Here is a 22,191-nt window from a genome sequence, read left to right on the forward strand (position 1 = left end):
AGAGAAGTAGTGCCCGTACCGCAAACCGACACAGGTAGATGAGGAGAGAATCCTAAGGCCGACGGAAGAATTGCAGTTAAGGAACTAGGCAAATTGACCCCGTAACTTCGGGAGAAGGGGTGCCTGAGAAATCAGGCCGCAGAGAATAGGCACAAGCAACTGTTTAACAAAAACACAGGTCTCTGCTAAAGCGAAAGCTGATGTATAGGGGCTGACGCCTGCCCGGTGCTGGAAGGTTAAGGGGAACACTTAGTGGTAACGCGAAGGTGTGAACTTAAGCCCCAGTAAACGGCGGCCGTAACTATAACGGTCCTAAGGTAGCGAAATTCCTTGTCAGGTAAGTTCTGACCCGCACGAATGGCGTAATGACTTGTGCACTGTCTCAACTGCAAATCCGGCGAAGTTGTAGTGCGAGTGAAGATGCTCGCTACCCGCGATTGGACGGAAAGACCCCGTAGAGCTTTACTGTAGCTTAGCATTGAATTTCGGTATTGTCTGTACAGGATAGGTGGGAGACTGGGAAACTAGGGCGTCAGCCTTGGTGGAGTCGTTGTTGGGATACCACCCTGATAGTATTGAAGTTCTAACTGGATGCCATGAAACTGGTGACAGGACATTGTTAGGTGGGCAGTTTGACTGGGGCGGTCGCCTCCTAAAATGTAACGGAGGCGCCCAAAGGTTCCCTCAGAACGGTCGGAAATCGTTCGAAGAGTGTAAAGGCAGAAGGGAGCCTGACTGCGACACCTACAAGTGGAGCAGGGACGAAAGTCGGGCTTAGTGATCCGGTGGTACCTCGTGGGAGGGCCATCGCTCAACGGATAAAAGCTACCTCGGGGATAACAGGCTGATCTCCCCCAAGAGTTCACATCGACGGGGAGGTTTGGCACCTCGATGTCGGCTCGTCGCATCCTGGGGCTGAAGTAGGTCCCAAGGGTTGGGCTGTTCGCCCATTAAAGCGGCACGCGAGCTGGGTTCAGAACGTCGTGAGACAGTTCGGTCCCTATCCGTCGCGGGCGTAGGAAATTTGAGAGGAGCTGTCCTTAGTACGAGAGGACCGGGATGGACTGACCTATGGTGTACCAGTTGTTTCGCCAGAAGCATAGCTGGGTAGCTAAGTCGGGAAGGGATAAACGCTGAAAGCATCTAAGTGTGAAGCCCACCTCAAGATGAGATTTCCCATAGCATAAGCTAGTAAGACCCCTTGAAGACTACAAGGTTGATAGGTCAGAGGTGTAAGTATGGTAACATATTTAGCTGACTGATACTAATAGGTCGAGGGCTTGACCAATATAGTCAAGTTGTAAATACATTAAAGAAACTGTGTGCAATTTTGAAAGAACAAAGTTTTTTCAAATTGAAGATCTCGTGATGATGGCATAGAGGTAACACTCCTTCCCATTCCGAACAGGAAAGTTAAGGTCTATAGCGCCGATGGTACTGCATGGGAGACTGTGTGGCAGAGTAGGACGTTGCGAGGTAATCTTGTAGATTACAAGAGTTAAGTTAAAGAAATTTAACTTACGGATCTTTAGCTCAGTTGGTTAGAGCAACCGGCTCATAACCGGTAGGTCTAGGGTTCGAGTCCCTGAAGGTCCACCATGGGGGTATAGCTCAGTTGGGAGAGCACCTGCCTTGCACGCAGGGGGTCAAGAGTTCGAATCTCTTTATCTCCACCATTAAAAACTATGAATTTTATTCATAGTTTTTTTGTTTTTTTATTATAAATATTGTTGTTAAATAATATTTATTACTGGTATGAGTTATATGGTGCAGAAAATAGTAGAACAACAGTATAAAATAGGCTAAAAATACTAATTGTTAAAGTATACAATGAATGAATTATAATATATAATTTATATGTAAAATATATGTAAAAATGTAATTTAATATTTTTATTTATTGTATAAAAATTATATTGCGAGGGGTAGGATTATGGTAAGAACTATTGTCTGCAAAAAAGATGGATGTAGCGGTAATGAATTTCATATATCAACAGAAGACAATAAACTTAAATTAGTATGTAAAGACTGTGGAAGTACTTATTATTATGATGTGAGTTATTATGAATTTATAATGTTATCAAATTGTGCAGAGTGTAATAACGATACATTTAAGGTGTTTAATAATTTAGATAAACAAGGAATATATGCTAAGTGTTCTAAGTGCGGTGCTCCACCAGAAAAAATATACATTGATGATGAAGGTGTGCAAGTTACTTATGAAGCAAAGTTACTACAAGATATAAAGCAGTTTATGTATCAAATTGATCAAAGAATTTGTAGCTTAGAGATGAAAATCGATGGTTTGGAAAAAGGGCAAGAATTATTAGAAGAATCACTTGCTTATATAAATAGATATATGTCTGAGTAATATAATATCTGTGAATTTTAAAATAATATAAATCAGCTAATTATTTTAAGGTATGAGAATAAGGAATAAAAGTAAATAAAAATTGTGAAGGCTAAGTATATAATGCAAATTAAGCATTGTATACTTAGCCTTCATTTTCTATAACATAAATTAAATATGTGATGCAAACATAAATATAAGTTAGTGATAAACAAATATAGATATTGGTTTAATTAGAGTAAACAAAATTACAATTACTCTAAGATTACTTGTTAAGCCTATTTATGAGATGAATTAAATTTTATTTTAAATAGATCATTTACTTTAAATAGAATATAAACAAGAATAAGCATTAATAATGCATCAAAAGTGAAGTTGAATAAAAATAATTGTTTCGAGGTATCAGCCTTTCCATTGCCGACAAAAGGCATTGGAAATTGAAGTATACCTATAAATATAACAGTCCAAAGCAAGAGAATTTTGTTCTTGATTTCAGGGTTAGAACTATTTCGAATATATTTATACAGTGAGCATAACAGAACAATAAGATAAATTAATCCTATAAAATATAAATTTCTAGGCAATATTTTTTCCCTTATAGATGACCAAAGTGTGAAACGATGGAAATCCCTAACTGGGGTTAAACTATCAGCTTTTGAGTACTTACCTAGTCCGGTACTAGTATAGAATGCCTTACTTGCGGTATATTTCATGCCATTTAATAAACGAGTAGGGTGAGTTAAATAGAATTTTCCAAGTTTAAAGTTATTTATTTTACTGTAGAATTTTTCATCAGTTATTTCTGAACCAGGAATATATTTGACATATTCATCAGAATCCAAATAAGCATGTTTCCCAGCCTCAGCTGATAAATCAGGATCTAAGCCTAAATCTATCAAGTCTTGCTCTGGAGTAGTAGATTCGTTTAGTACTCCATAAAAGACTGAGTTATACTGGGTGTCTTTACTTAAGTTGTTGCTATTCATATTGATGCGAATAGGATAGATTATCAATAAGCATGTAATAACATATAAAATAGCTAAATTGATTTTATTTAGATTATATCTATTATCCAATAATATTTTACATATAAGAATTATAATAATAGGTAAAGAAGTAATAACTTGTAATTTAGAACCTAAAAATAAAAATGCTGAAAATAATATATAAAGTATTTTCGACATTAATTTTTCCGTTCCCTTTACTACGTATTTGTACTTAATATAGTTAAGAATGGATGCAACAAGTAGCAATAGTGTAGTTATCATCATTGGTTCTCCATATAGGCTATTAAACCAAATTAAATAATTACCATCAAAGAAAATGAATGCGGTTATTAGTACAACCATCATAGATTTAATATTATTTTTTATATTCAAAGATTTTAATATTATGATAAATGAAAGAATATATATAATACTATAGATGACAGCTAAATATTGAGTTTTAAATATATTATGATCAAGTGATTTGCATATATAATTAACAAGTATTATTAGATAGCTCAAACTACAATTCCAGATGCTTTTAGGATCAGTATTGTTTAAAGGGGTAATCTTATAATCAGTCACAATAAAGTCATAATATCCTACAGAGTTAGGATTATTCGTATCTGAGTCTAATAATGACAGACCAGATACATTCATAATTCTATAGAAATCACCTTGATCAGCAACACCTACTTGGGGTTTTATAAATAAGACTCCGATAGTTATAGAAATTGCAAGTAAAGCAAACCAAAACATATAGAAGTTTCTTAAATTCTTTTTTGCTTTCATTAAATTTTCCTCCACAAAGATAGATTTAAAGTAATAAACATGATTCTAAAGATATTAACAGATAAAATTATAATGTTTTTTGATTAATACTACAAGAAAACATCAAATTAATTTAAAGGACTACTTCAAAAATAGGATAAATATAAATTTTCAGAAAATTAAGAAAATAAGGAGGATTTAACGAATAGAAATAGAAATATAACATATAGCATTATTAAGTGAAAGGCAGGTGGGAGCCAATCTCTAGGGTAGATTAAGGGTTTGGCAGCATTATGAAAGATTATAGTATTAAAAATTTAAGAAATGTAGGATTAATGGGGCATAATGGAACTGGAAAGACTTCCTTAGCGGAAAGCCTTCTGTATTATTCAAAAATTACAGATAGATTAGGGAATATTGAGGATGGGACTACGGTTTTAGATTTTGATACTGAAGAAAAGAAGAGACAATTTTCTATTGCCCTTTCAGTAGCACCAATTGAATTAGATAATGTTAAAATAAATCTTATTGATATTCCTGGATATGCAGACTTTCAAGGTGAATGTATCGAAGGAATGAGATCCGTGGATGTAGGTATGATAGTTGTAAGCGGAGTTTCAGGAGTCAAGGCGGGAACTGAAAGAGCCTGGGAATATTGTAACAAAATTAAATTGCCTAGAACATTTTTTATAAATAAATTAGATAGAGAGAACTCGGATTTTAATAAAGTATTAGCATCTCTTAAAGAAAAGTTTGGCATCAGCGTGGTGCCTATTCAGTATCCTATAGGAGAAGAAGACAATTTTAAAGGAGTAATAAATATAATATCCAAACAAGCAAGAGTATACGATGTAAAGACTAAGGAAATAAAAATATTGGATATACCTGAAGAGCTCCAGGATGAAGTTGAAAATTGTAAGAAGATGATTATGGAAGCTGTAGCTGAGACTGATGAAGTATTGCTTGATAAATATTTTAGTGAAGGTGAATTGAGTGATGAAGAAATATATAAGGGCCTTATAAGTGGATGTGCTAATGGGGATATTGCCCCTGTTATGTGTGGAAGTGCTACAAAAGTTATCGGAATGGATTCTTTAATTGATGATATTGTAGAATGTTTTCCATCGCCAGAATATGCTATTCCACAAAAAGCTGTAGACGTTTTAAAAGATGAAGAGGTTTTTGTTAATCTCAATCAAGATAAGCCTTTTTCTGCATTAGTATTTAAAACTATTGCAGATCCATTTGTAGGCAGGATATCATTTTTTAGAGTTATTACAGGTGAAGCGAAAGATGATATGACAGTATTAAATGTTAATAAAGATAAGAACGAAAAATTATCCCATATATGTTTTATTAGAGGTAAGACACAAATACCAGCTAAAAGAATAATAGCTGGTGATATAGGTGCTATTTCCAAGCTACAGTATACAAATACAGGCGATACTTTAGCTAGTCCTGATTTTAAAGTAATATATGACAAAATGAATTTTCCTAAAACAGTTTTCTCAATGGCTGTAATCCCACAAGCTAAAGGTGATGAGGAAAAGATATCTCAAGCTTTGGCCAAGTTAAAAGATGAAGATCCTGTTTTTCAGATTGATAGGGATGTAGAAAATGCAGAAATTGTAATCTCAGGACTAGGAGAAACACATATTAATGTAATCGCAAGTAAAATAAAAAGTAAATTTGGTGTAGAAGCAGTATTAAGTTTACCAAAGGTACCTTATAAAGAAACTATAAAGGGATTTTCAGATGTACAAGGAAAACATAAAAAGCAGTCTGGTGGACATGGCCAGTATGGAGATGTGGTAATTAAATTTGAACGTAGAACAGATGGAGAGGAAGAATTAGAATTTATTGATAACGTTGTTGGTGGTGCAGTTCCAAGAAATTTTATTCCAGCAGTAGAAAAAGGATTAAGAGAGTGTATAACTCATGGGGTTTTAGCAGGATGCCCAGTTATAGGCCTTAAAGCGACTCTTCATGATGGATCATATCACTCTGTAGATTCTTCTGAAATGGCTTTTAAGGTTGCAGCTTCTATAGCTTATAAAAAGGGATTAGAGCAAGCTAAACCTATTCTATTGGAACCTATAATGAAAGTAGAAGTTATATTACCAAATGAATATATGGGTGATGTAATAGCTGATATAAATAAAAAGAGGGGAAGAGTAATCGGAATGGAACCAGAAGGGGACAAGCAAAGGGTTATATCAGAAATTCCGCTTGCCGAAATTAGAAAATATGCTACTGAATTGAGATCTTTAACTCAAGGAAGAGGAGTATTTACAAAAGAATTTGTAAGATATGAAGAAGTTCCAGAGATAGAGGTAGCGAAAGCCATAGAGAGCATTAATGAATTAAGAAAATAAGATTACGGAGAGTTATAGCTAAAATTTACGGAATAGGAATAAAAAGTACTCTAGTGTAGTAATTACATAAAGGGTACTTTTTATTTATTGGCTTAATAAAGAGAAGTAAAATAAAATTTACTATAATTAATGAATAAGGTAAATTTTACATTAATATATATAGGATAAAATCATGTGTAGAAAGACATAATATTTTAGTGATAGTATATTTTATACAATTTAAGCAAGGAGGCCTATACAATGTCAGATTATAGCATGGATATTAATGGGAATATAGAGTTGAGTGATTATAGTAATATATTTGACTATTTTAATATAATAGACAAAGATGATAACTTTGTAATAAGGATAGATAGAAATAATAAGGATGACATAGAATTAATTAATTCTATGCTTCAAGATAACAAATTCAATATTAATTATACACAATATGACGATTTTGGGAACTATTACATAAGCGCCAATAAAGGATCTTGAAAAAATATTATTTAAAATACAGGTTTTATTGGAATAGCATAATATAGTATAATATGTATTAGCAAATTGTTTTTTATTGGTATATTAAATAAAATAAAGGAGAGTTATATTATGCAAAAATATGTTATAGGAGTAGATTTAGGAGGAACTAAGATAAGTACTGCATTATCTAATTTAAATGGAGAAGTGCTATGTCAAACAACAGTTCCTACAAATGCAAGTGAGGGAGAAATTCCAGTATTAAATAGAATTATAGAATCTGTTGAAAAAGTAATTAAAGATGGATCAGTAACTTATAAAGATATAAAAGGAATTGGTATCGGTTCCCCTGGACCTTTAGATGCTGAAAAAGGAACTATAATCTATACACCAAACCTTCCATTTAAGAATTTTAATTTAGTGGAACCTTTGAATAAAAAATTTGAAGTTCCTGTGTTTTTAGATAATGATGCAAACGTTGCAGCTATCGGTGAATATATGTTTGGTGCAGGAAAAGGCGCTAAAGATGTAGTGTTCTTCACAGTAAGCACTGGAGTAGGTGGAGGAGCTGTCTTAAATGGAAAGGTATATAGAGGACACACTTCAAATGCCTTAGAAATAGGACATATGACAGTGGCACCAGATGGACCAAGATGTAATTGTGGAAATATAGGGTGTGTAGAAGCAACGTCATCAGGGACTGCAATTGCAAAAAGAGGACAGGAAGCATTAGCTAGCAAAGTTGAGACTTCATTAAGAAAGTATGATACTATTACTTCATATGAGGTGTTTACAGAGGCGGCTGCAGGAGATCCAGTTTGCGTAGATATAATTAATAATGCACTGAATTATTTAGGAATAGCTATAGCTAATGCAGTATCTATATTTGATCCAGAAATTATAATAATAGGTGGTGGTGTATCAAAAGCTGGAGAGATTGTTTTTGATACAGTAAGAAAAGTTGTTGATAAGAGATGTTTTAAATCCATGGCAGAATCAGTTAAGATTGTTCCAGCAGGATTAGGTACAGATGCAGGGGTAATTGGTGCGGTAGCATTAGCATTGCTTGAAACAGAAGATAAGTAATATAAAGGATGAAGCAAGTAAAGTAGTGTAGATTTTTAGATTAACCCTAGAGCTTTGAAACATTTAGAATAGACTTTTATAATAGAATTGCAGATAGATGTGAATAAAGATTAAAAATTTCACATAAAATTAAAACGGAAAGCTCTCTTTGCAATGAATTTTTTCTTCTCATACATATTACTAAGTTTATTCTAGGTTAATTACTTAACTAATGAGACTTTTATTTTGATATTTAAAGTATTTACCTATAATAGATTGGGATGAAAAAAATTTTTATATAAGCTATCTCTAGATATACTTAGAGATAGCATATTATAAAAGAATATATTTTATATGAAACCTATTCAATAGATTGTTGGATAGGTTTCAATCTTTAATTATAATATAAATAGAGATTATTGTAATTAATAATGGTTTAGTAGTATAATTTCTAATTAAGAATATTATTGTAGACTTGCAAATTAAATAAGAAGAAGGTAATAAGATGAAAGCAGAGATTATAGCCATAGGAACAGAGATTTTATTAGGCGATATAATTAATTCAAATGCCCAATATTTAGCTCAGGAATTAGCAGCCCTTGGAATAGATATGTATTATCAGCAAGTAGTAGGAGATAATGAAATAAGAATTATGCATGCATTTGATGAGGCATATAGCAGAAGTGACATCATAATAACTACAGGAGGACTTGGACCTACAGATGATGATATTACAAAAGAAGTTGCAGCTAAATATTTTAATAAAGAATTGATTCAGGATGAAAATTCGATTAAAAAAATAAGAGATTATTTTAAATTTAGAGAAAGAGCAATGACTAAAAATAATTTAAAGCAAGGATTAATTCCAGAAGGAGCAACTGTTATAAAGAATAATAATGGAACAGCGCCAGGAGTTATAATAGAAGATGATAATAAGATAATGATCATTTTACCTGGGCCACCAAAGGAAATGAAACCAATGTTTGAAGAATCGGTTAAACCATATCTTCAAGAGAAATCAGATTCAATATTGGTTTCAAGAGTTGTTAAGATACTTGGAATAGGGGAAAGCGCTGTTGCAGAAGAGATTAAGGATTTAATAGATGCTCAAACTAATCCTACAATTGCGCCTTATGCAAAAGATGTAGGAGTAATGCTTCGTATAACTGCAAAGGCTGAAACTAAAGATGAAGCACTAAAATTGATAGAACCAATTGAGGAAGAAATTAAGAACAGACTTGGGGATAATGTTTATGCAACTGAGGATATTAACATAGAAGAAGTTGTAGCTAGGCTTTTGATAGAGAAGAAACTAACAATATCTACGGCAGAATCATGTACTGGTGGCATGATAGCAAGCTATCTTATTAATTATCCAGGTATATCGGAAGTTTTTTTAGAAGGCGCTGTAACATATTCCAATGAGGCTAAACATAATAGACTAGGCGTTAATAATGATATTTTAAACAAATATGGGGCCGTAAGTGAAGAAACCGCAAGAGAAATGGCAATTGGTATTGCAAAGACAGCTAATACTGATGTTAGCATTGTAACAACAGGAATTGCAGGACCAGAAGGTGGTACTTTAGAAAAACCTGTTGGATTGGTTTTTATAGGTGTGTATGTTCAAGGAAAGGTAACAATACAAAAATGTTTGTTTAAGGGAGATAGAAACAAAGTAAGGCTTCAGGCTACAATTACAGGATTAGATATGCTAAGAAGAATTCTTATTAAATAAATTATGCAAAATAAAAATGCCATAATATATTTCAAACGAAGTAATATATTATGGCTTTACAAATTGTATATAAATAAAAATGGGGGAGAGGCGATTAAATATTGAAGTTAAATACTTCATTATTATTTATTGCCAAATTAAATTTATTTATACATAATTTAGATAAAAAATTTATAATTCTTTTATAGCCTCGCTTAATGTTTTCCCGAAAGAATCGTTAATAACCAAATTAGCTTTAGAATCAGCAGAGGTAGAACTTTTATTTATTAACACAAGATTCTTTCCTCTAAAATAATTGATAAGTCCGGCAGCAGGATAAACAACAAGTGAAGTTCCACCTATAATAAGAGTATCTGCATTAGAAATTGCATTTATAGATTCTCTAATTACTTTATCGTCTAGCCCATCTTCATAAAGAACTACATCGGGCTTAACAGTTCCACCACATTTAGTGCAAGTAGGAACTTCTTTAGATTGTAGGATAAAATTCACATCATAGGATTCGTGACATTTAACGCAATAATTTCGATGGATAGATCCATGAAGTTCAAATACATTTTTGCTTCCAGCCATTTGATGAAGTCCATCTATATTTTGTGTCACGATAGCTTTTAATTTTCCCAGTTCTTCAAGTTTAGCTAATGCTAAGTGGCCGGCATTCGGTTTAGCTTCTGGATATATAAGTTTTGCTTTGTAAAATTTAAAAAATTCTTCAGGATATTTAATATAAAAAGTATGTGATACTAACTGCTCAGGAGTCAATGTAGCGTTTAATTTCTCGCTAAATAGGCCATTTGAGCTTCTAAAGTCAGGTATATTAGATTCCGTACTGATACCAGCTCCGCCGAAAAAGACTATATTATTACTATTCTTTAATATTTCTGATAACTTTTCAATGCTCATAGAAAAACCTCCAAATTAGAATTTATTTTAAGTATTAAAAACACATTATCATGTATATTTAATTATTGCACAATTGATTAGAAAAATAAAATATAAACCCTGATGAATTAAACATTTTAAAATATTTATAATAAAAAAATAAAAAATGTGTTGACATAATATAAATAACTCGATATAATACTACTTGTATCTGGTGATGACGGCGTAGAGGTAACACTCCTTCCCATTCCGAACAGGAAAGTTAAGGTCTACAGCGCTGATGGTACTGCATGGGAGACTGTGTGGAAGAGTAAGACGTTGCCAGGTAATATGGCTCGATAGCTCAGTCGGTAGAGCAGAGGACTGAAAATCCTCGTGTCACTGGTTCGATTCCAGTTCGAGCCACCAAAAAAGCACTAACATAAGTTAGTGCTTTTTCTATATCTTTAGAAAATTATAATTCAGTAAAATCTGTATACAATTTTTTGAATAGTTTAATTAACTTAAGTTACTATTTCAAGGGAATAAAAAATACATTATATTCGTTAAAAAGATAACATTTAAATTATATTTCTAAATGTTATCTTTTTTTATATTAACTATTTGTAAAAAAGTTATATAGGAATTCCTTAAACAGTACATTGATCTATATATATTGAGTAGATACCGCAGTTAGGGCATACAGTCACACTAACTATATAGCTATCATCAATTTTTCCTAAACCAAAAAGTTTATTAAAAGATGTATTCTTATATTCATTACAGATAGTATTTATTACATATTCATTATCTTTTGTATATATGTAAAAGTGGTACTCTAAGTAACGATAAGATTTATTTATTTGCTCTTGAGTATTACATGTACATTTATCACCATAATATTCAGTTGAAAAACTTATTTCTTCTCCTTCATTTAGAGCATTCAATATTATATCTAAGGAAAGACCTGTAATCTCATTTTCCCCTTCAAAAAATATCCCATCGCAATTATTCTCTGTTAGTACGTATTCTTTATTCTCATAAACAAATTTATAATCCACAAAACAACCTCCTCAAAATTAGCGTATAATCAATTATACACCAGCATATGCACAATGTTTAGCAAAACTATATTTAAACATTTAATTTATAATAGAAAGGCTTAATTTAAATGTAAGCATTGGAAAAGTAAATTAAATAATTATATATTTTCGATTTGCCAGTCAATTGGTTCTTGATTTGTAGAAATTAGAAAATTGTTTGTTTTTGAAAAAGGTTTACTTCCGAAGAAGCCTCTTGATGCAGATAATGGACTAGGATGAACGGATTTTATTATAAGATGCTTAGGATTAGTAATAAAGTCAGTCTTTGAAATAGCATTATTACCCCAAAGTATGAATACTATAGGTGTTTCCTTTTTATTTAGCACCTTAATAACCTCATTTGTGAATTCTTCCCATCCCTTATTTTTGTGGGAATTAGCTTCTCCAGCTCTAACTGTAAGTACCGTATTTAGCAATAAGACTCCTTGATCAGCCCACTTTCTTAAATAGCCATTGTTTGGAATATAGCAACCTAGATCAGTATGTAGTTCCTTATAGATATTAATTAAAGATGGTGGAGTTTTTACACCTGGATTAACAGAAAAACTCAATCCATGCGCTTGGCCAGGTCCATGATAAGGATCTTGACCTAATATAACAACTTTAACTTTATTATAAGGTGTAAAATGTAAGGCGTTAAAGAGATCATACATATTAGGATAAATGGTCTTAGAGTTATATTCATTTATTAAAAATTTTCTTAGATCAATATAATAATCTTTTTGGAATTCAGACTGCAAATAATTTTTCCAATCATTTTTTAATATATCGGACATTAAATCACCCCTAAATTAGTATAACATTTTATGGTGGTTTTATGTATACTATGTATTTTTGATTAAAAATCTAAAATTTATTTAGTTATATTATTGTTAGAAGTAGTAGATACTGTTAAAATGAAGTGTATATAACAAACTGTTAAAAATAATATAAAATGATTATAAAGGAGAATTCACATGGAAAATAAAGTGTTAGCTGTTGCAGCAGGATATGAAATAACAGAAAAAGATTTAAATGCAATAATTAGTAGATATCCACAAGAGCAAAGAGGAGCTTTACAAAGCGAAGAAAAGAAGAAACAATTGGTAGAACAATTGATTTCATTTGAATTAATGAATAAGTTTGGAAAAGAAATACAATTAGATAAGACTCAAGAATACAAAGACGCCATGGAAAATATATCAAAGGAAGTTATAACTTCAATGGCAATAAATAAAGTATTGAGTGATGTAACAATAACAGATGAAGAAGTAAAGAAATACTATGAAGATAATAAAGAAGCTTTTGGTCAGCCTGCAACAGTTTCAGCTAGACATATTCTAGTAGAAACTGAAGAGGAAGCAAATAAGGCAAGAGAAGAAATCTTAAGCGGCAAGATTTCATTCGGAGATGCTGCAATGAAATATTCAACATGCCCATCTAATCAACAAGGTGGAAATTTGGGTGAATTCTCAAAAGGTATGATGGTTCCAGAATTTGAAGAAGCTGCTTTTACATCAGAAATAGGAAAGGTTACTGAACCGGTTAAAACTCAATTTGGGTATCATTTAGTGTTAGTAGATGCAAAAAATGAAGCCTCAATCAAAAGTTTTGAAGAAGTTAAAGACAGTGTATTAGATAATTTAATTAAAGAAAATCAACATAAAAAATATGATCAAATATTGAAGGAATTAGAAGCTAAATACGGAGTTGAAAGAAAATAAAAATTTCTATTTAATAGCAATATAGTTTCAAAAATAAAGGTAATGATGGATACATTACCTTTATTTTTTTATTTTAAAGTTCATATGTTATTATTTTGGAATATAATACAATATTCAAATATGATTTTATGTTATAAAAATGTATTCAGATATCCCTACGTTACAGATTTATATACTAACAGCATGAGAAAAAGCTTGTCTTAAATTTGCATTGTAGAATGTTGAATTATTTTTAGTAATCTAATTATTCGTATGTAGGCGATAAAACAAATATTTATAATAACTAATATCTATAAAAGCTCAGTAAAGGAAAAAATATATTTATCACAATACTTAAGAATTTCGGATATAGGTTCTAAACATAAATCATCTTTTATTCCGATCACCCTCATATTTGCTTTTTTTGCACTTTTCATAGCAGGGAGTATATCCTCAAATACTAAACAGTATTCAGGTTTAATATTTAACTTTTTTGCTGCTAATAAATATATGTCAGGACAATCTTTTCCTTTTGCGACTTCATCAGTAATAGTGATTGAATCAAAATAGTCATAAACCCCATTGTTTTTTAAACAAGCCTCAAGCAGTGGGATAGAATTGCTAGTCGCTAATGCAATTTTTATTTTATTATCTTTTAAATATTTTAAAAAAGTTTTTACACCTGATTTGAGTTTTACATTATTAGCGTAATGATGAAATGCTGCATGATGCCAATCACTAAGTATTTCATCTACTGAATCTTCAATTTTAAATCTATTTTTAAAATATACTGCTGTCTGATAAAAACTTAAGTGTTCAATATCGTTTTTTAAGTCATTAGGTACAGCATGTCCTTTCTTTTTAAGATAATCTATGTCGATCTGAGACCATACCCACATGGAATCTACAATAGTTCCATCTAAATCAAAAATTACACCTTTTATATTACTTAGCATTTTACACCTCCAAATAATTGTTATTTATATAAACGAATAAATATTGATATAACTTAGTGCTAAACTTAATCTTCTATTGGTGTGCCTTAGTGTCAATAAATATTATAATTAAAGCATTAGATACGAATAAGAATTAGAAGAATTAGTAATAAGATATATCTTATAGATTAATAAATTACTAAATAAAAAAACTTAAGGATCAATCCTTAAGTTATAGTAGTCTAATAATATATTTGGTCGGGGTGACAGGGATTGAACCTGCGACCTCATGGTCCCAAACCACGCGCGCTCCCATCTGCGCCACACCCCGGTTATACATTAATTATATATTCAAGTAAATCTTATGTCAAGGACTTTAGAAGATGTAATTAATACAGAAAAAAGTTAATTATAGTCATTAGAATAAATAATTTTGTGATGAGGGAGGCTGGAATTGTTAAGTTAAGTTTATTGATGAAAATTTATATATATAAGCTATAATAAGAATCACAAAGAATAAGCTAGAAAAAGTGGGGAATACGGACGATATTTAGATAATAGTAGGATAAACTAAATTCTCGCTATATATATGAATTGTTCATTCTTATCCAAGGTGTTATAATTATGTAGTGATATAGATTAATGGAGGAGGGAAGGTTTAAAACCGATATTTAATGAGGAGTAGAATTCTAGCTATTATGTTAGCAACCGTAATCGTTGTAGGTAGCTCGATACCAGCGTTTGCGACGCCAGATAATCAACAGTTGAGTGATTCAAGACAGAAATATGCAGAAATTGAAAGCAAGATAACAGATATTCAGAATAAAATTGATGATTTAAATATGCAGATAGAGCCGCTACAATTAACAGTAGATAAGAATAAAAAAGAAATAACAACTATCAATAAAGTTATTGATAGTAGTACAAAAGACATTGAACAATATAAGAAAGAGATTAATACATTAGATTTAGCTTTAGGACAAAGAGTTAAAGCTATGTACATGTCAGGTGATTTAGAATTTGGTTACTTGAATTTTATACTTGAATCAGAATCAACAAGTGATTTCTTTTCTAGAGCAGAGGCAGTTAGTAAAATTATAGGAAAAGATAAATCTGCCATAGAAGATGTTACAAGTAAAAAGGAAGAATTAAATAACAAAATAAAATCCTTAGAAGATAAGAAAGATGAAATAGATAAACTTAATAAAGAAATACAAGTTAGCTTAAGTGAACTCGATGGAAAGAAAAAAGAAGCAGAAACTTTATCAAGTCAAGCTAAGGATGAAAAAAGTAAATTTGACTCACAATACTTATCACAATTAGAAAGAGAACTTGTAAAATCTCAATTTGATGTTATAGGTAACTCTAATAGTTCAGCTACTGATCTTCAAGGAGCAATTAATCAATTAAGAAATATTAGAGATAATCAAATTAAGAGTGAGATTGTTACTTCAGAGATAAATGATAAAATTGAAAAGGCTAAAACAATGGTAGCAGATAAAAAAGCAGCTGAAGTAAAAGTGGCAACGCCAAGTAGAGGCGGAGGCGGAAGAGTAGCTGTACCATCAGCAGGAAATGCTCAATCTATTCTAAATGAGGCATATGCACAGTTAGGAAAGCCTTATGTATGGGGTGCAACTGGAGATGCAAGTTTTGACTGTTCAGGATTTACTCAATATGTTTATGAGCATGCTGCAGGAGTAGATATAACAAGAACAACTTATTCTCAAATTGGAGTTGGACAACCAGTTAGCCAAGATCAGCTTCAACCTGGAGATTTGGTATTTACTCATCCAGGTCACGTTGGGATATATGTTGGTAATGGCCAAATGATTAACGCACCTCAAACAGGTGATGTGGTTAAAGTTGCGCCAGTTTATAGTTTTTATGCTGCAAGAAGAGTTCTTAAGTAGTTAACATAAGAAATTAGTTGTTAATATCTGATTTCAAATTATTGTCCTTCTGTAAAAGATCAGAAGGACTTTTTTTATTTTACTTGTATGATATAATGTGGAATATATACTTTAGAGATTAGGTATATACAAATATTGATATTAGATATTTTAAAGTAGAATATTGTAAAGTTAAGTAGAGGAAGAATAATATGAATAATAAATTGCAATATGTGAGAGATGATGAGACAGTAGATGATTTGCAACTTAAGGGATTAAATTTAATTCAAAAGAAGGAGGGATTTAAATTTGGTATAGATGCTGTTTTATTATCTGATTTTGCTTATATAAAAAACAAACATAAGGTGATGGATTTATGTACAGGAACTGGAATAATTCCATTTTTGATATATGGCAAATATAAGCCTGAGCGTGTATATGGATTAGAAATTCAAGAAGATATGGTAGATATGGCTAAAAGGAGCGTAAAATTAAATGAGCTTGAAGGAAATGTATGTTTTATAAATGAAGATTTAAAAAACATAGATTATCTAAAGACACTTGACAAGTTTGATGCGGTGACAGTAAATCCACCTTATAAACTAAACAATTCAGGAATTATAAATCCAAATGATAAGCTTGCTATAGCTAGGCATGAAATACTATGTAATTTAGAAGATGTGATTTCGGCAGCAAGAATTTTATTAAAGGATAATGGAAGACTCTTTATGATACATAGACCTGAAAGATTAGCGGATATTTTTGTTTTAATGAGAAAATATAAAATAGAACCGAAAAGAGTAAAAATGATTCATCCTAAGGTAGGAAAAGCTCCTAATATTGTATTGGTTGAAGGACAAAGAGATGGGGGAGCCTATTTGAAGTGGGAAGCACCATTGTATGTCTATGATGAAGATGGAAAATATACTAAAGAAATAGATTCAATATATTGGAGGTCATGATATGGAAAATGGAAAGTTGTATTTAGTACCAACTCCTATTGGAAACTTAAAAGATATAACATTGAGGGCTCTAGAAACTTTAAGAGATGTTGATATTATAGCGGCTGAAGATACAAGACAAACGTTGAAATTATTAAATCATTTTGAGATAAAAAAACCATTAATAAGTTATCACAAATTTAATGAGCAAATAAAAAGTGATAAAATTATAGATTTACTAATGGAAGGGAATAATGTTGCTTTAGTTTCAGATGCTGGAACACCTGGAATATCAGATCCAGGAAGTGTTATTGTTGGACGTTGCATAGAAAAAAAGATAAATTTCGAAGTACTTCCAGGAGCGACAGCTATAACTACGGCATTAGTTTATTCTGGATTAGACACAACTAAATTTTTATTCAGGGGTTTCTTACCAAGAGAAAATAAAGAACGTAAGATAGTCACAAATGACTTATTGCAAAGTCAGGAAACTATTATCTTTTACGAAGCACCGCATAGACTGATAGATACGCTTGAATTCTTATTAGATACGTTCGGAGATAGAAAAATTGCTGTATGTAGAGAATTAACTAAGATTTATCAAGAAATATATAGGGGGACGTTAAAAGAGGCTGCTCAATATTTTCTAGAGAATAAACCAAGAGGAGAATTTGTTCTTGTTCTAGAAGGAAAAAGACTTGAAGAGATAAAGGAAGAGCAAAGGGAAGAGTGGATTCATTTATCTATTGAAGAGCATATAGTTAAATATATTAATGGTGGTGCGAGTAAGAAAGAGGCAATAAAGCTTGTAGCCAAGGAAAGAGAATTACCTAAAAGTGAAGTATATAAATTCTCAACTAATATATAATTAAGTTAAGAAAATAGACTATCTCAAATTAACTCTTGAGATAGTCTATTATTTATTGACTATATAATTAATTATATAATAGGAAATTAGAATACATCAAATACTATCTGTTTGTTTTAATTTCATCTAAACATTTAGTACAGATATTCTTACCTTTATAGTTAATTACGTCTCTTGCATCTCCACAGAAGATACAAGCTGGTTCGTATTTCTTTAAGATTATTTGCTCTCCGTCTACATAAATTTCTAATGCATCTTTTTCAGCAATATCTAATGTTCTTCTAAGTTCTATAGGAATAACTATTCTTCCTAATTCATCTACTCTTCTAACTACACCTGTTGATTTCATAAAAAATTCCTCCTAATTCCATGATTCGACATTCTACTATGATATATTACCAAGTATGTAATATAAAGTCAATGTATATTTTTAAATATTTATAAGAAATTACAAATTTCAACTTTAATAAACATCTTATATAAAATATACTACCATATTTTAGAAAAGTCAAGAGGGTTTATTTGTAAAATTATCATATTAATCCAAATTAATAAATTTGAGGAATCTAGATGTACCAATGGTTAGAGAAATGTATATGAATTATATTCATGATTATATAATAGTAAATTTACAAATAAAGTAATATAAGGCATATGTCCGCTTTTTTTGTAGAAATGCAAATACTATAAATAATAATGTCGATTGATTACATAAATTAGATATTTTTTATCAATACTATATTTAAAAAAAATTAGATATGTCGTATAATACTATTATTATACTAAGAGTATAAACTAGTAGAAAAATTTTTATATTACAATGTTTATAATAACTTGTAACAAGTTCATGATTACTATATAATATATAATATAGATTGAGAAAGAATAGGTGCATGATAATGGCAGGAAAATTTGATTCAGATTATATAAAAGAATTGGCTAAAGAAATGTCTAAAAGTACTTCCGTTTCATATGAAGATATTCCTAAATATGATTTGTTTTTATCCCAAGTAATCGATTATTTGAACGATAAGTTTGTTGATGAGAAGTTTACTAACAATATAGTTCAAAATTATACTAAAAGCGAAGTTATAACTAAGCCGGAAGATGGAAAAAAAAGAGGATATACAAAAATGCATTTAGTACAATTAGTACTGCTTAGCCATATGAGGCCCTTATTAACGACGGAAGAAATAAAGAAAGTTTTTCGGCTTGCATTTAATGAAATCAATGACAGAAGCGATGATATACTGTCATGGGAAGAGACATATAAAACTTTCACACAAATACAAAAGGAAAGTTTGGATAACTATTTAGATACGTTTATATCAAATGATGATAAATTAGAAGATATAATAAAGAATTTTGACTTGAAAGATAATGATAAGGAAAGAATTAAAATTTTCCTATTAGTTCTTTCTTTAATAGCAGAAGCAAGTGTTATTAAAAAGTTAGTTCAAAAAATAGTTAAAGAGTATGAAGAAGAATAAATTATATGAGATAAAATATTTACAATAGCAATAAACTAAAAAACACTTACTTAATTAGAACTTGAATTTTGTTAGGTTAATTAAGTAAGTGTTTTATGACTATGTTTATGATTTAATATTGAAAATGTGATTTTAACTATAGTGAGGAATTAATTTATGGATAAAATTCTTATACGAGAGTCTGTGAGAAATTTAGTAGAATTTTGCTTGAAAAAAGGTGATATAGATAATAGGTTTTCTGGAAGTGCTAGGGCAGTAGAGGGAGTAAGAGCACATCAAAAGCTTCAGGAAGATAACGGAAGGGTTTATGAGAACTATGAAAAGGAAGTATATTTAACTCATGAATTCGAGACGAATAAAAGCTTGATCTATATTGAAGGAAGAGCGGATGGAATTATAACAGAAAAAGATAAAGTTATAATTGAAGAAATAAAATCAACTTATAAGAATTTTGCATACATTGATGATTTGAATGAGGTCCATTGGGCTCAGGCAAAGGTGTATGCTTTTATTTATGGAAATCAAAATAATCTTGAAGAAATTTATGTACGATTATCCTACATGCAGTTAGAAACGAATGAGGTTAAGAGTTTTGAAAAAAAATTTACTATAGGAGAATTAGAAGAATTTATATCTGATTTATTAAGAGAATATGAGAGGTTTAGTGTTCTAATATTTAAATGGAAAAACATTAGAGATGAAACTATAAAAGTACTAAATTTTCCTTTTGAAAAATACAGAGAAGGTCAAAGGAAACTTATTAATGTTTCATATCAAACTATAAAAGAGGAGGAAATATTATTTGTTCAGGCACCGACAGGCATAGGAAAAACTATATCAACCATATTCCCAGCTGTAAAGGCTATAAGCGAAGGAATCGGAGAAAAAATTATATATTTGACGGCAAAGACGATAAATAGGGAAGTTGCTGAAGAAACTTTTGAAAGATTGCGTCAAGAAGGCTTGAAATTTAGGACTATCACAATTACGGCAAAAGAGAAAACATGTATTAATGATGATTTTGATTGCAATCCAGAGAAGTGCATATATGCCAAAGACTATTATGGTAAAGTAAAAAAAGTAATTACAAATGTTATCGAAAGGGAAGAAAGAATTTCCACGGAAATATTGAAGGAATATGCCGAAAAATATCAGGTATGCCCATTTGAGCTATCTTTAGATATAAGTACTTATTGTGATGGAATTATAGGTGATTATAATTACATCTTTGATCCAAGAGTATCTTTGAGTAGAGTTCTAGAAAGCAAAGGAAATATAGTTTTGGTGGATGAAGCACATAATTTAATTGATAGATCAAGAAATATGTATTCCGCATCCTTATATAAAAGTCAAATTCTAAATTGCAAAAAGATAACTAAGGGTAAATTAAATAAACTACATTCTTTATTGGGAAAGATTAATGATTATTTCATTAATTTAAGAAATGAATGCGACCATAGAGAAGTGAAATCATTTTATGAAGAGGAACATCCTAAGGAATTGAGTAAGTATTTGCAGTTATACTTAAAAGAAAGTGAAGAAGTGCTAGTAAGAGGAAATAGATTTGATGGTTATGAAGATATATTGAAATTATATTTTGATATGAATGCTTTTACTTCTACGACACAGCTCTATGATGAAAATTATAGGACTTGTATAGAAAAGGATTCTCAAGAAATCAAGTTGACTTTATATTGTGTAAATCCAGCTAAGAATTTAAGAGAATATTTAGGGAAATGCTACTCAGTAATATTTTTTTCTGCAACTATATCACCAATAAAATACTATGTAAATATGCTGGGCGGAGATGATAATACATATAGGCTAAAGCTTCCATCTCCTTTCAATAAAGAAAACTTAAAAGTTCATATTAGTCCTATTAATATTAGATATTCATATAGAAAAAGGACCTTATCATCAGTGAAAGATAAAATTTGTGGCTTTATAAAGCAGCAAATTGGAAACTACATGATTTTTTCACCATCATATGCATATATGGAAGAGTTATATAGCCATATGGAGGAGTCGAAGCTAGAAGAATTTAATCTTATGAAACAGAAACCTAATATGACGGAGGAAGAAAAAAGTGAATTTTTAAGAAGATTTAAGAATAGCAATAATTTATTAATGTTTTGTGTGCTTGGAGGGATGTTTTCAGAAGGAATAGATTTGCCTGGTGATCAGTTAATTGGAAGCATAATAATTGGAGTAGGATATCCTATGGTAGATATGACAAATGAAGTTATAAAGGATTTTTATAAAGAAGATGGTTATGACTATGCGTATGTATTTCCAGGAATAAATAAAATTCAGCAGGCTGTAGGAAGAGTTATAAGAACTGAGACGGACAAAGGAAGAGTTCTGCTTATTGATGATAGATATATAAATAATAAATATAGTGTTCTTTTACCAAATGAGTGGTATCCTATAAATAAATATTAAATTATCTATAGTTGTATGAAATAAGCTACTAGATTGTATTGTGCATTGTGAATTAAAAATAAGTATGTTAAAATATTCATGGTAGTTTTATGAAATAGTATATCTACATATAATTTTAGTATTTACACTACAATTAAAAAAATATTTAGTTATTGATATCGTCAGTCAGAAGTTTGAATCGGAGATATATTGGTGATGATTAATAACATATTAAAGTAGAATTAAGGAGCGAGGATA

The 22,191-nt window shown here is 30.6% G+C and carries 17 protein-coding genes, 4 tRNA genes and 3 rRNA genes; 17 read left to right on the top strand and 7 right to left on the bottom strand.

Annotated elements, in window-relative coordinates:
- From L3B96_RS01735 to L3B96_RS01755, 5 genes are all read left to right on the top strand, one after another.
- Positions 1–1,288, top strand: a 23S ribosomal RNA gene (locus tag L3B96_RS01735); the annotation flags it as partial.
- Between the two features lie 73 nt (positions 1,289–1,361).
- Positions 1,362–1,478, top strand: a 5S ribosomal RNA gene (gene rrf / locus L3B96_RS01740).
- Positions 1,479–1,522: 44 nt separating this feature from the next.
- Positions 1,523–1,599 (top strand) — tRNA-Ile (locus L3B96_RS01745).
- Between the two features lies 1 nt (position 1,600).
- A tRNA-Ala gene (locus L3B96_RS01750) sits at positions 1,601–1,676 on the top strand.
- A 256-nt stretch (positions 1,677–1,932) separates the two neighbouring features.
- Positions 1,933–2,370: a hypothetical protein gene (locus L3B96_RS01755; RefSeq protein ID WP_012061050.1), complete on the top strand. Its 438-nt coding sequence runs from the start codon at positions 1,933–1,935 to the stop codon at positions 2,368–2,370.
- Positions 2,371–2,627: 257 nt separating this feature from the next.
- On the opposite strand, the gene L3B96_RS01760 is transcribed toward L3B96_RS01755, so the two are convergent.
- Positions 2,628–4,127: a hypothetical protein gene (locus L3B96_RS01760; protein ID WP_238858652.1), complete on the bottom strand. Its 1,500-nt coding sequence runs from the start codon at positions 4,125–4,127 to the stop codon at positions 2,628–2,630.
- 272 nt (positions 4,128–4,399) lie between these two features.
- Here L3B96_RS01760 and fusA point away from each other — a divergent pair, with 272 nt between their 5' ends.
- From fusA to L3B96_RS01780, 4 genes are all read left to right on the top strand, one after another.
- Complete coding sequence (gene fusA / locus L3B96_RS01765; protein ID WP_039773099.1) at positions 4,400–6,481, top strand: elongation factor G; 2,082 nt, start codon at positions 4,400–4,402, stop codon at positions 6,479–6,481.
- A gap of 240 nt (positions 6,482–6,721) precedes the next feature.
- Entirely contained in the window at positions 6,722–6,958 is a 237-nt protein-coding gene (locus L3B96_RS01770) for a hypothetical protein (RefSeq protein WP_023975335.1), read from the top strand.
- Positions 6,959–7,069: 111 nt separating this feature from the next.
- Positions 7,070–8,023: an ROK family protein gene (locus tag L3B96_RS01775; protein WP_012061045.1), complete on the top strand. Its 954-nt coding sequence runs from the start codon at positions 7,070–7,072 to the stop codon at positions 8,021–8,023.
- A 484-nt stretch (positions 8,024–8,507) separates the two neighbouring features.
- Positions 8,508–9,740, top strand: coding sequence for a competence/damage-inducible protein A (locus L3B96_RS01780; RefSeq protein ID WP_017210169.1), 1,233 nt, complete (start codon positions 8,508–8,510; stop codon positions 9,738–9,740).
- Between the two features lie 171 nt (positions 9,741–9,911).
- Here the strand turns inward: L3B96_RS01780 and L3B96_RS01785 are convergent, their stop codons facing one another.
- On the bottom strand, positions 9,912–10,643 hold the full coding sequence (locus L3B96_RS01785) for an NAD-dependent protein deacylase (RefSeq protein ID WP_238858653.1): 732 nt from the start codon (positions 10,641–10,643) through the stop codon (positions 9,912–9,914).
- Positions 10,644–10,832: 189 nt separating this feature from the next.
- Here L3B96_RS01785 and rrf (L3B96_RS01790) point away from each other — a divergent pair.
- Positions 10,833–10,949: ribosomal RNA gene (rrf, locus tag L3B96_RS01790) — 5S ribosomal RNA — on the top strand.
- 5 nt (positions 10,950–10,954) lie between these two features.
- Positions 10,955–11,030, top strand: a tRNA-Phe gene (locus tag L3B96_RS01795).
- 221 nt (positions 11,031–11,251) lie between these two features.
- Here L3B96_RS01795 and L3B96_RS01800 read toward each other — a convergent pair.
- Positions 11,252–11,662 (bottom strand): DUF3785 family protein, encoded by a 411-nt coding sequence (locus L3B96_RS01800; RefSeq protein ID WP_012061042.1) that lies wholly within the window; start codon positions 11,660–11,662, stop codon positions 11,252–11,254.
- 140 nt (positions 11,663–11,802) lie between these two features.
- Positions 11,803–12,480 carry a uracil-DNA glycosylase gene (locus tag L3B96_RS01805; protein WP_238858654.1) on the bottom strand — a complete coding sequence of 226 codons (678 nt, stop codon included), beginning with the start codon at positions 12,478–12,480 and terminating at the stop codon, positions 11,803–11,805.
- Positions 12,481–12,660: 180 nt separating this feature from the next.
- On the opposite strand from L3B96_RS01805, the gene L3B96_RS01810 reads away from it, so the two are divergent.
- Complete coding sequence (locus tag L3B96_RS01810) at positions 12,661–13,407, top strand: peptidyl-prolyl cis-trans isomerase (protein WP_012061040.1); 747 nt, start codon at positions 12,661–12,663, stop codon at positions 13,405–13,407.
- 290 nt (positions 13,408–13,697) lie between these two features.
- Here the strand turns inward: L3B96_RS01810 and L3B96_RS01815 are convergent, their stop codons facing one another.
- Together L3B96_RS01815 and L3B96_RS01820 are read right to left on the bottom strand one after the other, a co-directional pair.
- The gene (locus L3B96_RS01815) at positions 13,698–14,342 is read right to left on the bottom strand and encodes an HAD family phosphatase (RefSeq protein WP_012061039.1); all 645 of its coding nucleotides are present in this window, start codon (positions 14,340–14,342) and stop codon (positions 13,698–13,700) included.
- A 234-nt stretch (positions 14,343–14,576) separates the two neighbouring features.
- Positions 14,577–14,652 (bottom strand) — tRNA-Pro (locus L3B96_RS01820).
- A gap of 343 nt (positions 14,653–14,995) precedes the next feature.
- Here L3B96_RS01820 and L3B96_RS01825 point away from each other — a divergent pair.
- The 3 genes from L3B96_RS01825 to rsmI all read left to right on the top strand — a co-directional run bounded on the left by L3B96_RS01825 (position 14,996) and on the right by rsmI (position 18,022).
- The gene (locus L3B96_RS01825; RefSeq protein WP_012061038.1) at positions 14,996–16,234 is read left to right on the top strand and encodes a C40 family peptidase; all 1,239 of its coding nucleotides are present in this window, start codon (positions 14,996–14,998) and stop codon (positions 16,232–16,234) included.
- A 191-nt stretch (positions 16,235–16,425) separates the two neighbouring features.
- On the top strand, positions 16,426–17,175 hold the full coding sequence (locus L3B96_RS01830) for a tRNA1(Val) (adenine(37)-N6)-methyltransferase (protein WP_012061037.1): 750 nt from the start codon (positions 16,426–16,428) through the stop codon (positions 17,173–17,175).
- 1 nt (position 17,176) lies between these two features.
- The gene (gene rsmI / locus L3B96_RS01835; RefSeq protein WP_077829048.1) at positions 17,177–18,022 is read left to right on the top strand and encodes a 16S rRNA (cytidine(1402)-2'-O)-methyltransferase; all 846 of its coding nucleotides are present in this window, start codon (positions 17,177–17,179) and stop codon (positions 18,020–18,022) included.
- A gap of 103 nt (positions 18,023–18,125) precedes the next feature.
- Here the strand turns inward: rsmI and L3B96_RS01840 are convergent, their stop codons facing one another.
- Complete coding sequence (locus L3B96_RS01840; RefSeq protein ID WP_012061035.1) at positions 18,126–18,371, bottom strand: AbrB/MazE/SpoVT family DNA-binding domain-containing protein; 246 nt, start codon at positions 18,369–18,371, stop codon at positions 18,126–18,128.
- Between the two features lie 550 nt (positions 18,372–18,921).
- Here L3B96_RS01840 and L3B96_RS01845 point away from each other — a divergent pair.
- Together L3B96_RS01845 and L3B96_RS01850 are read left to right on the top strand one after the other, a co-directional pair.
- Positions 18,922–19,512, top strand: a complete 591-nt coding sequence (locus L3B96_RS01845) for a DUF1836 domain-containing protein (RefSeq protein WP_012061034.1) — start codon at positions 18,922–18,924, stop codon at positions 19,510–19,512.
- Between the two features lie 156 nt (positions 19,513–19,668).
- The gene (locus L3B96_RS01850) at positions 19,669–21,954 is read left to right on the top strand and encodes an ATP-dependent DNA helicase (RefSeq protein ID WP_012061033.1); all 2,286 of its coding nucleotides are present in this window, start codon (positions 19,669–19,671) and stop codon (positions 21,952–21,954) included.
- Positions 21,955–22,191: the final 237 nt, after the last annotated feature.

Source organism: Clostridium sp. YIM B02569, assembly GCF_022320765.1.
GTDB classification, from domain to species: Bacteria; Bacillota; Clostridia; order Clostridiales; family Clostridiaceae; genus Clostridium; species Clostridium beijerinckii.

What these genes read in the sequence shown, in the direction of transcription:
- L3B96_RS01845 (WP_012061034.1), top strand. Translation starts at nt 18,922, where the DNA reads ATGGCAGGAAAATTTGATTCAGATTATATAAAAGAATTGGCTAAAGAA.
- fusA (WP_039773099.1), top strand. Translation starts at nt 4,400, where the DNA reads ATGAAAGATTATAGTATTAAAAATTTAAGAAATGTAGGATTAATGGGG.
- rsmI (WP_077829048.1), top strand. Translation starts at nt 17,177, where the DNA reads ATGGAAAATGGAAAGTTGTATTTAGTACCAACTCCTATTGGAAACTTA.
- L3B96_RS01780 (WP_017210169.1), top strand. Translation starts at nt 8,508, where the DNA reads ATGAAAGCAGAGATTATAGCCATAGGAACAGAGATTTTATTAGGCGAT.
- L3B96_RS01805 (WP_238858654.1), bottom strand. Translation starts at nt 12,480, where the DNA reads ATGTCCGATATATTAAAAAATGATTGGAAAAATTATTTGCAGTCTGAA.
- L3B96_RS01775 (WP_012061045.1), top strand. Translation starts at nt 7,070, where the DNA reads ATGCAAAAATATGTTATAGGAGTAGATTTAGGAGGAACTAAGATAAGT.
- L3B96_RS01830 (WP_012061037.1), top strand. Translation starts at nt 16,426, where the DNA reads ATGAATAATAAATTGCAATATGTGAGAGATGATGAGACAGTAGATGAT.
- L3B96_RS01755 (WP_012061050.1), top strand. Translation starts at nt 1,933, where the DNA reads ATGGTAAGAACTATTGTCTGCAAAAAAGATGGATGTAGCGGTAATGAA.
- L3B96_RS01840 (WP_012061035.1), bottom strand. Translation starts at nt 18,371, where the DNA reads ATGAAATCAACAGGTGTAGTTAGAAGAGTAGATGAATTAGGAAGAATA.
- L3B96_RS01850 (WP_012061033.1), top strand. Translation starts at nt 19,669, where the DNA reads ATGGATAAAATTCTTATACGAGAGTCTGTGAGAAATTTAGTAGAATTT.
- L3B96_RS01760 (WP_238858652.1), bottom strand. Translation starts at nt 4,127, where the DNA reads ATGAAAGCAAAAAAGAATTTAAGAAACTTCTATATGTTTTGGTTTGCT.
- L3B96_RS01785 (WP_238858653.1), bottom strand. Translation starts at nt 10,643, where the DNA reads ATGAGCATTGAAAAGTTATCAGAAATATTAAAGAATAGTAATAATATA.
- L3B96_RS01815 (WP_012061039.1), bottom strand. Translation starts at nt 14,342, where the DNA reads ATGCTAAGTAATATAAAAGGTGTAATTTTTGATTTAGATGGAACTATT.
- L3B96_RS01810 (WP_012061040.1), top strand. Translation starts at nt 12,661, where the DNA reads ATGGAAAATAAAGTGTTAGCTGTTGCAGCAGGATATGAAATAACAGAA.
- L3B96_RS01770 (WP_023975335.1), top strand. Translation starts at nt 6,722, where the DNA reads ATGTCAGATTATAGCATGGATATTAATGGGAATATAGAGTTGAGTGAT.
- L3B96_RS01825 (WP_012061038.1), top strand. Translation starts at nt 14,996, where the DNA reads ATGAGGAGTAGAATTCTAGCTATTATGTTAGCAACCGTAATCGTTGTA.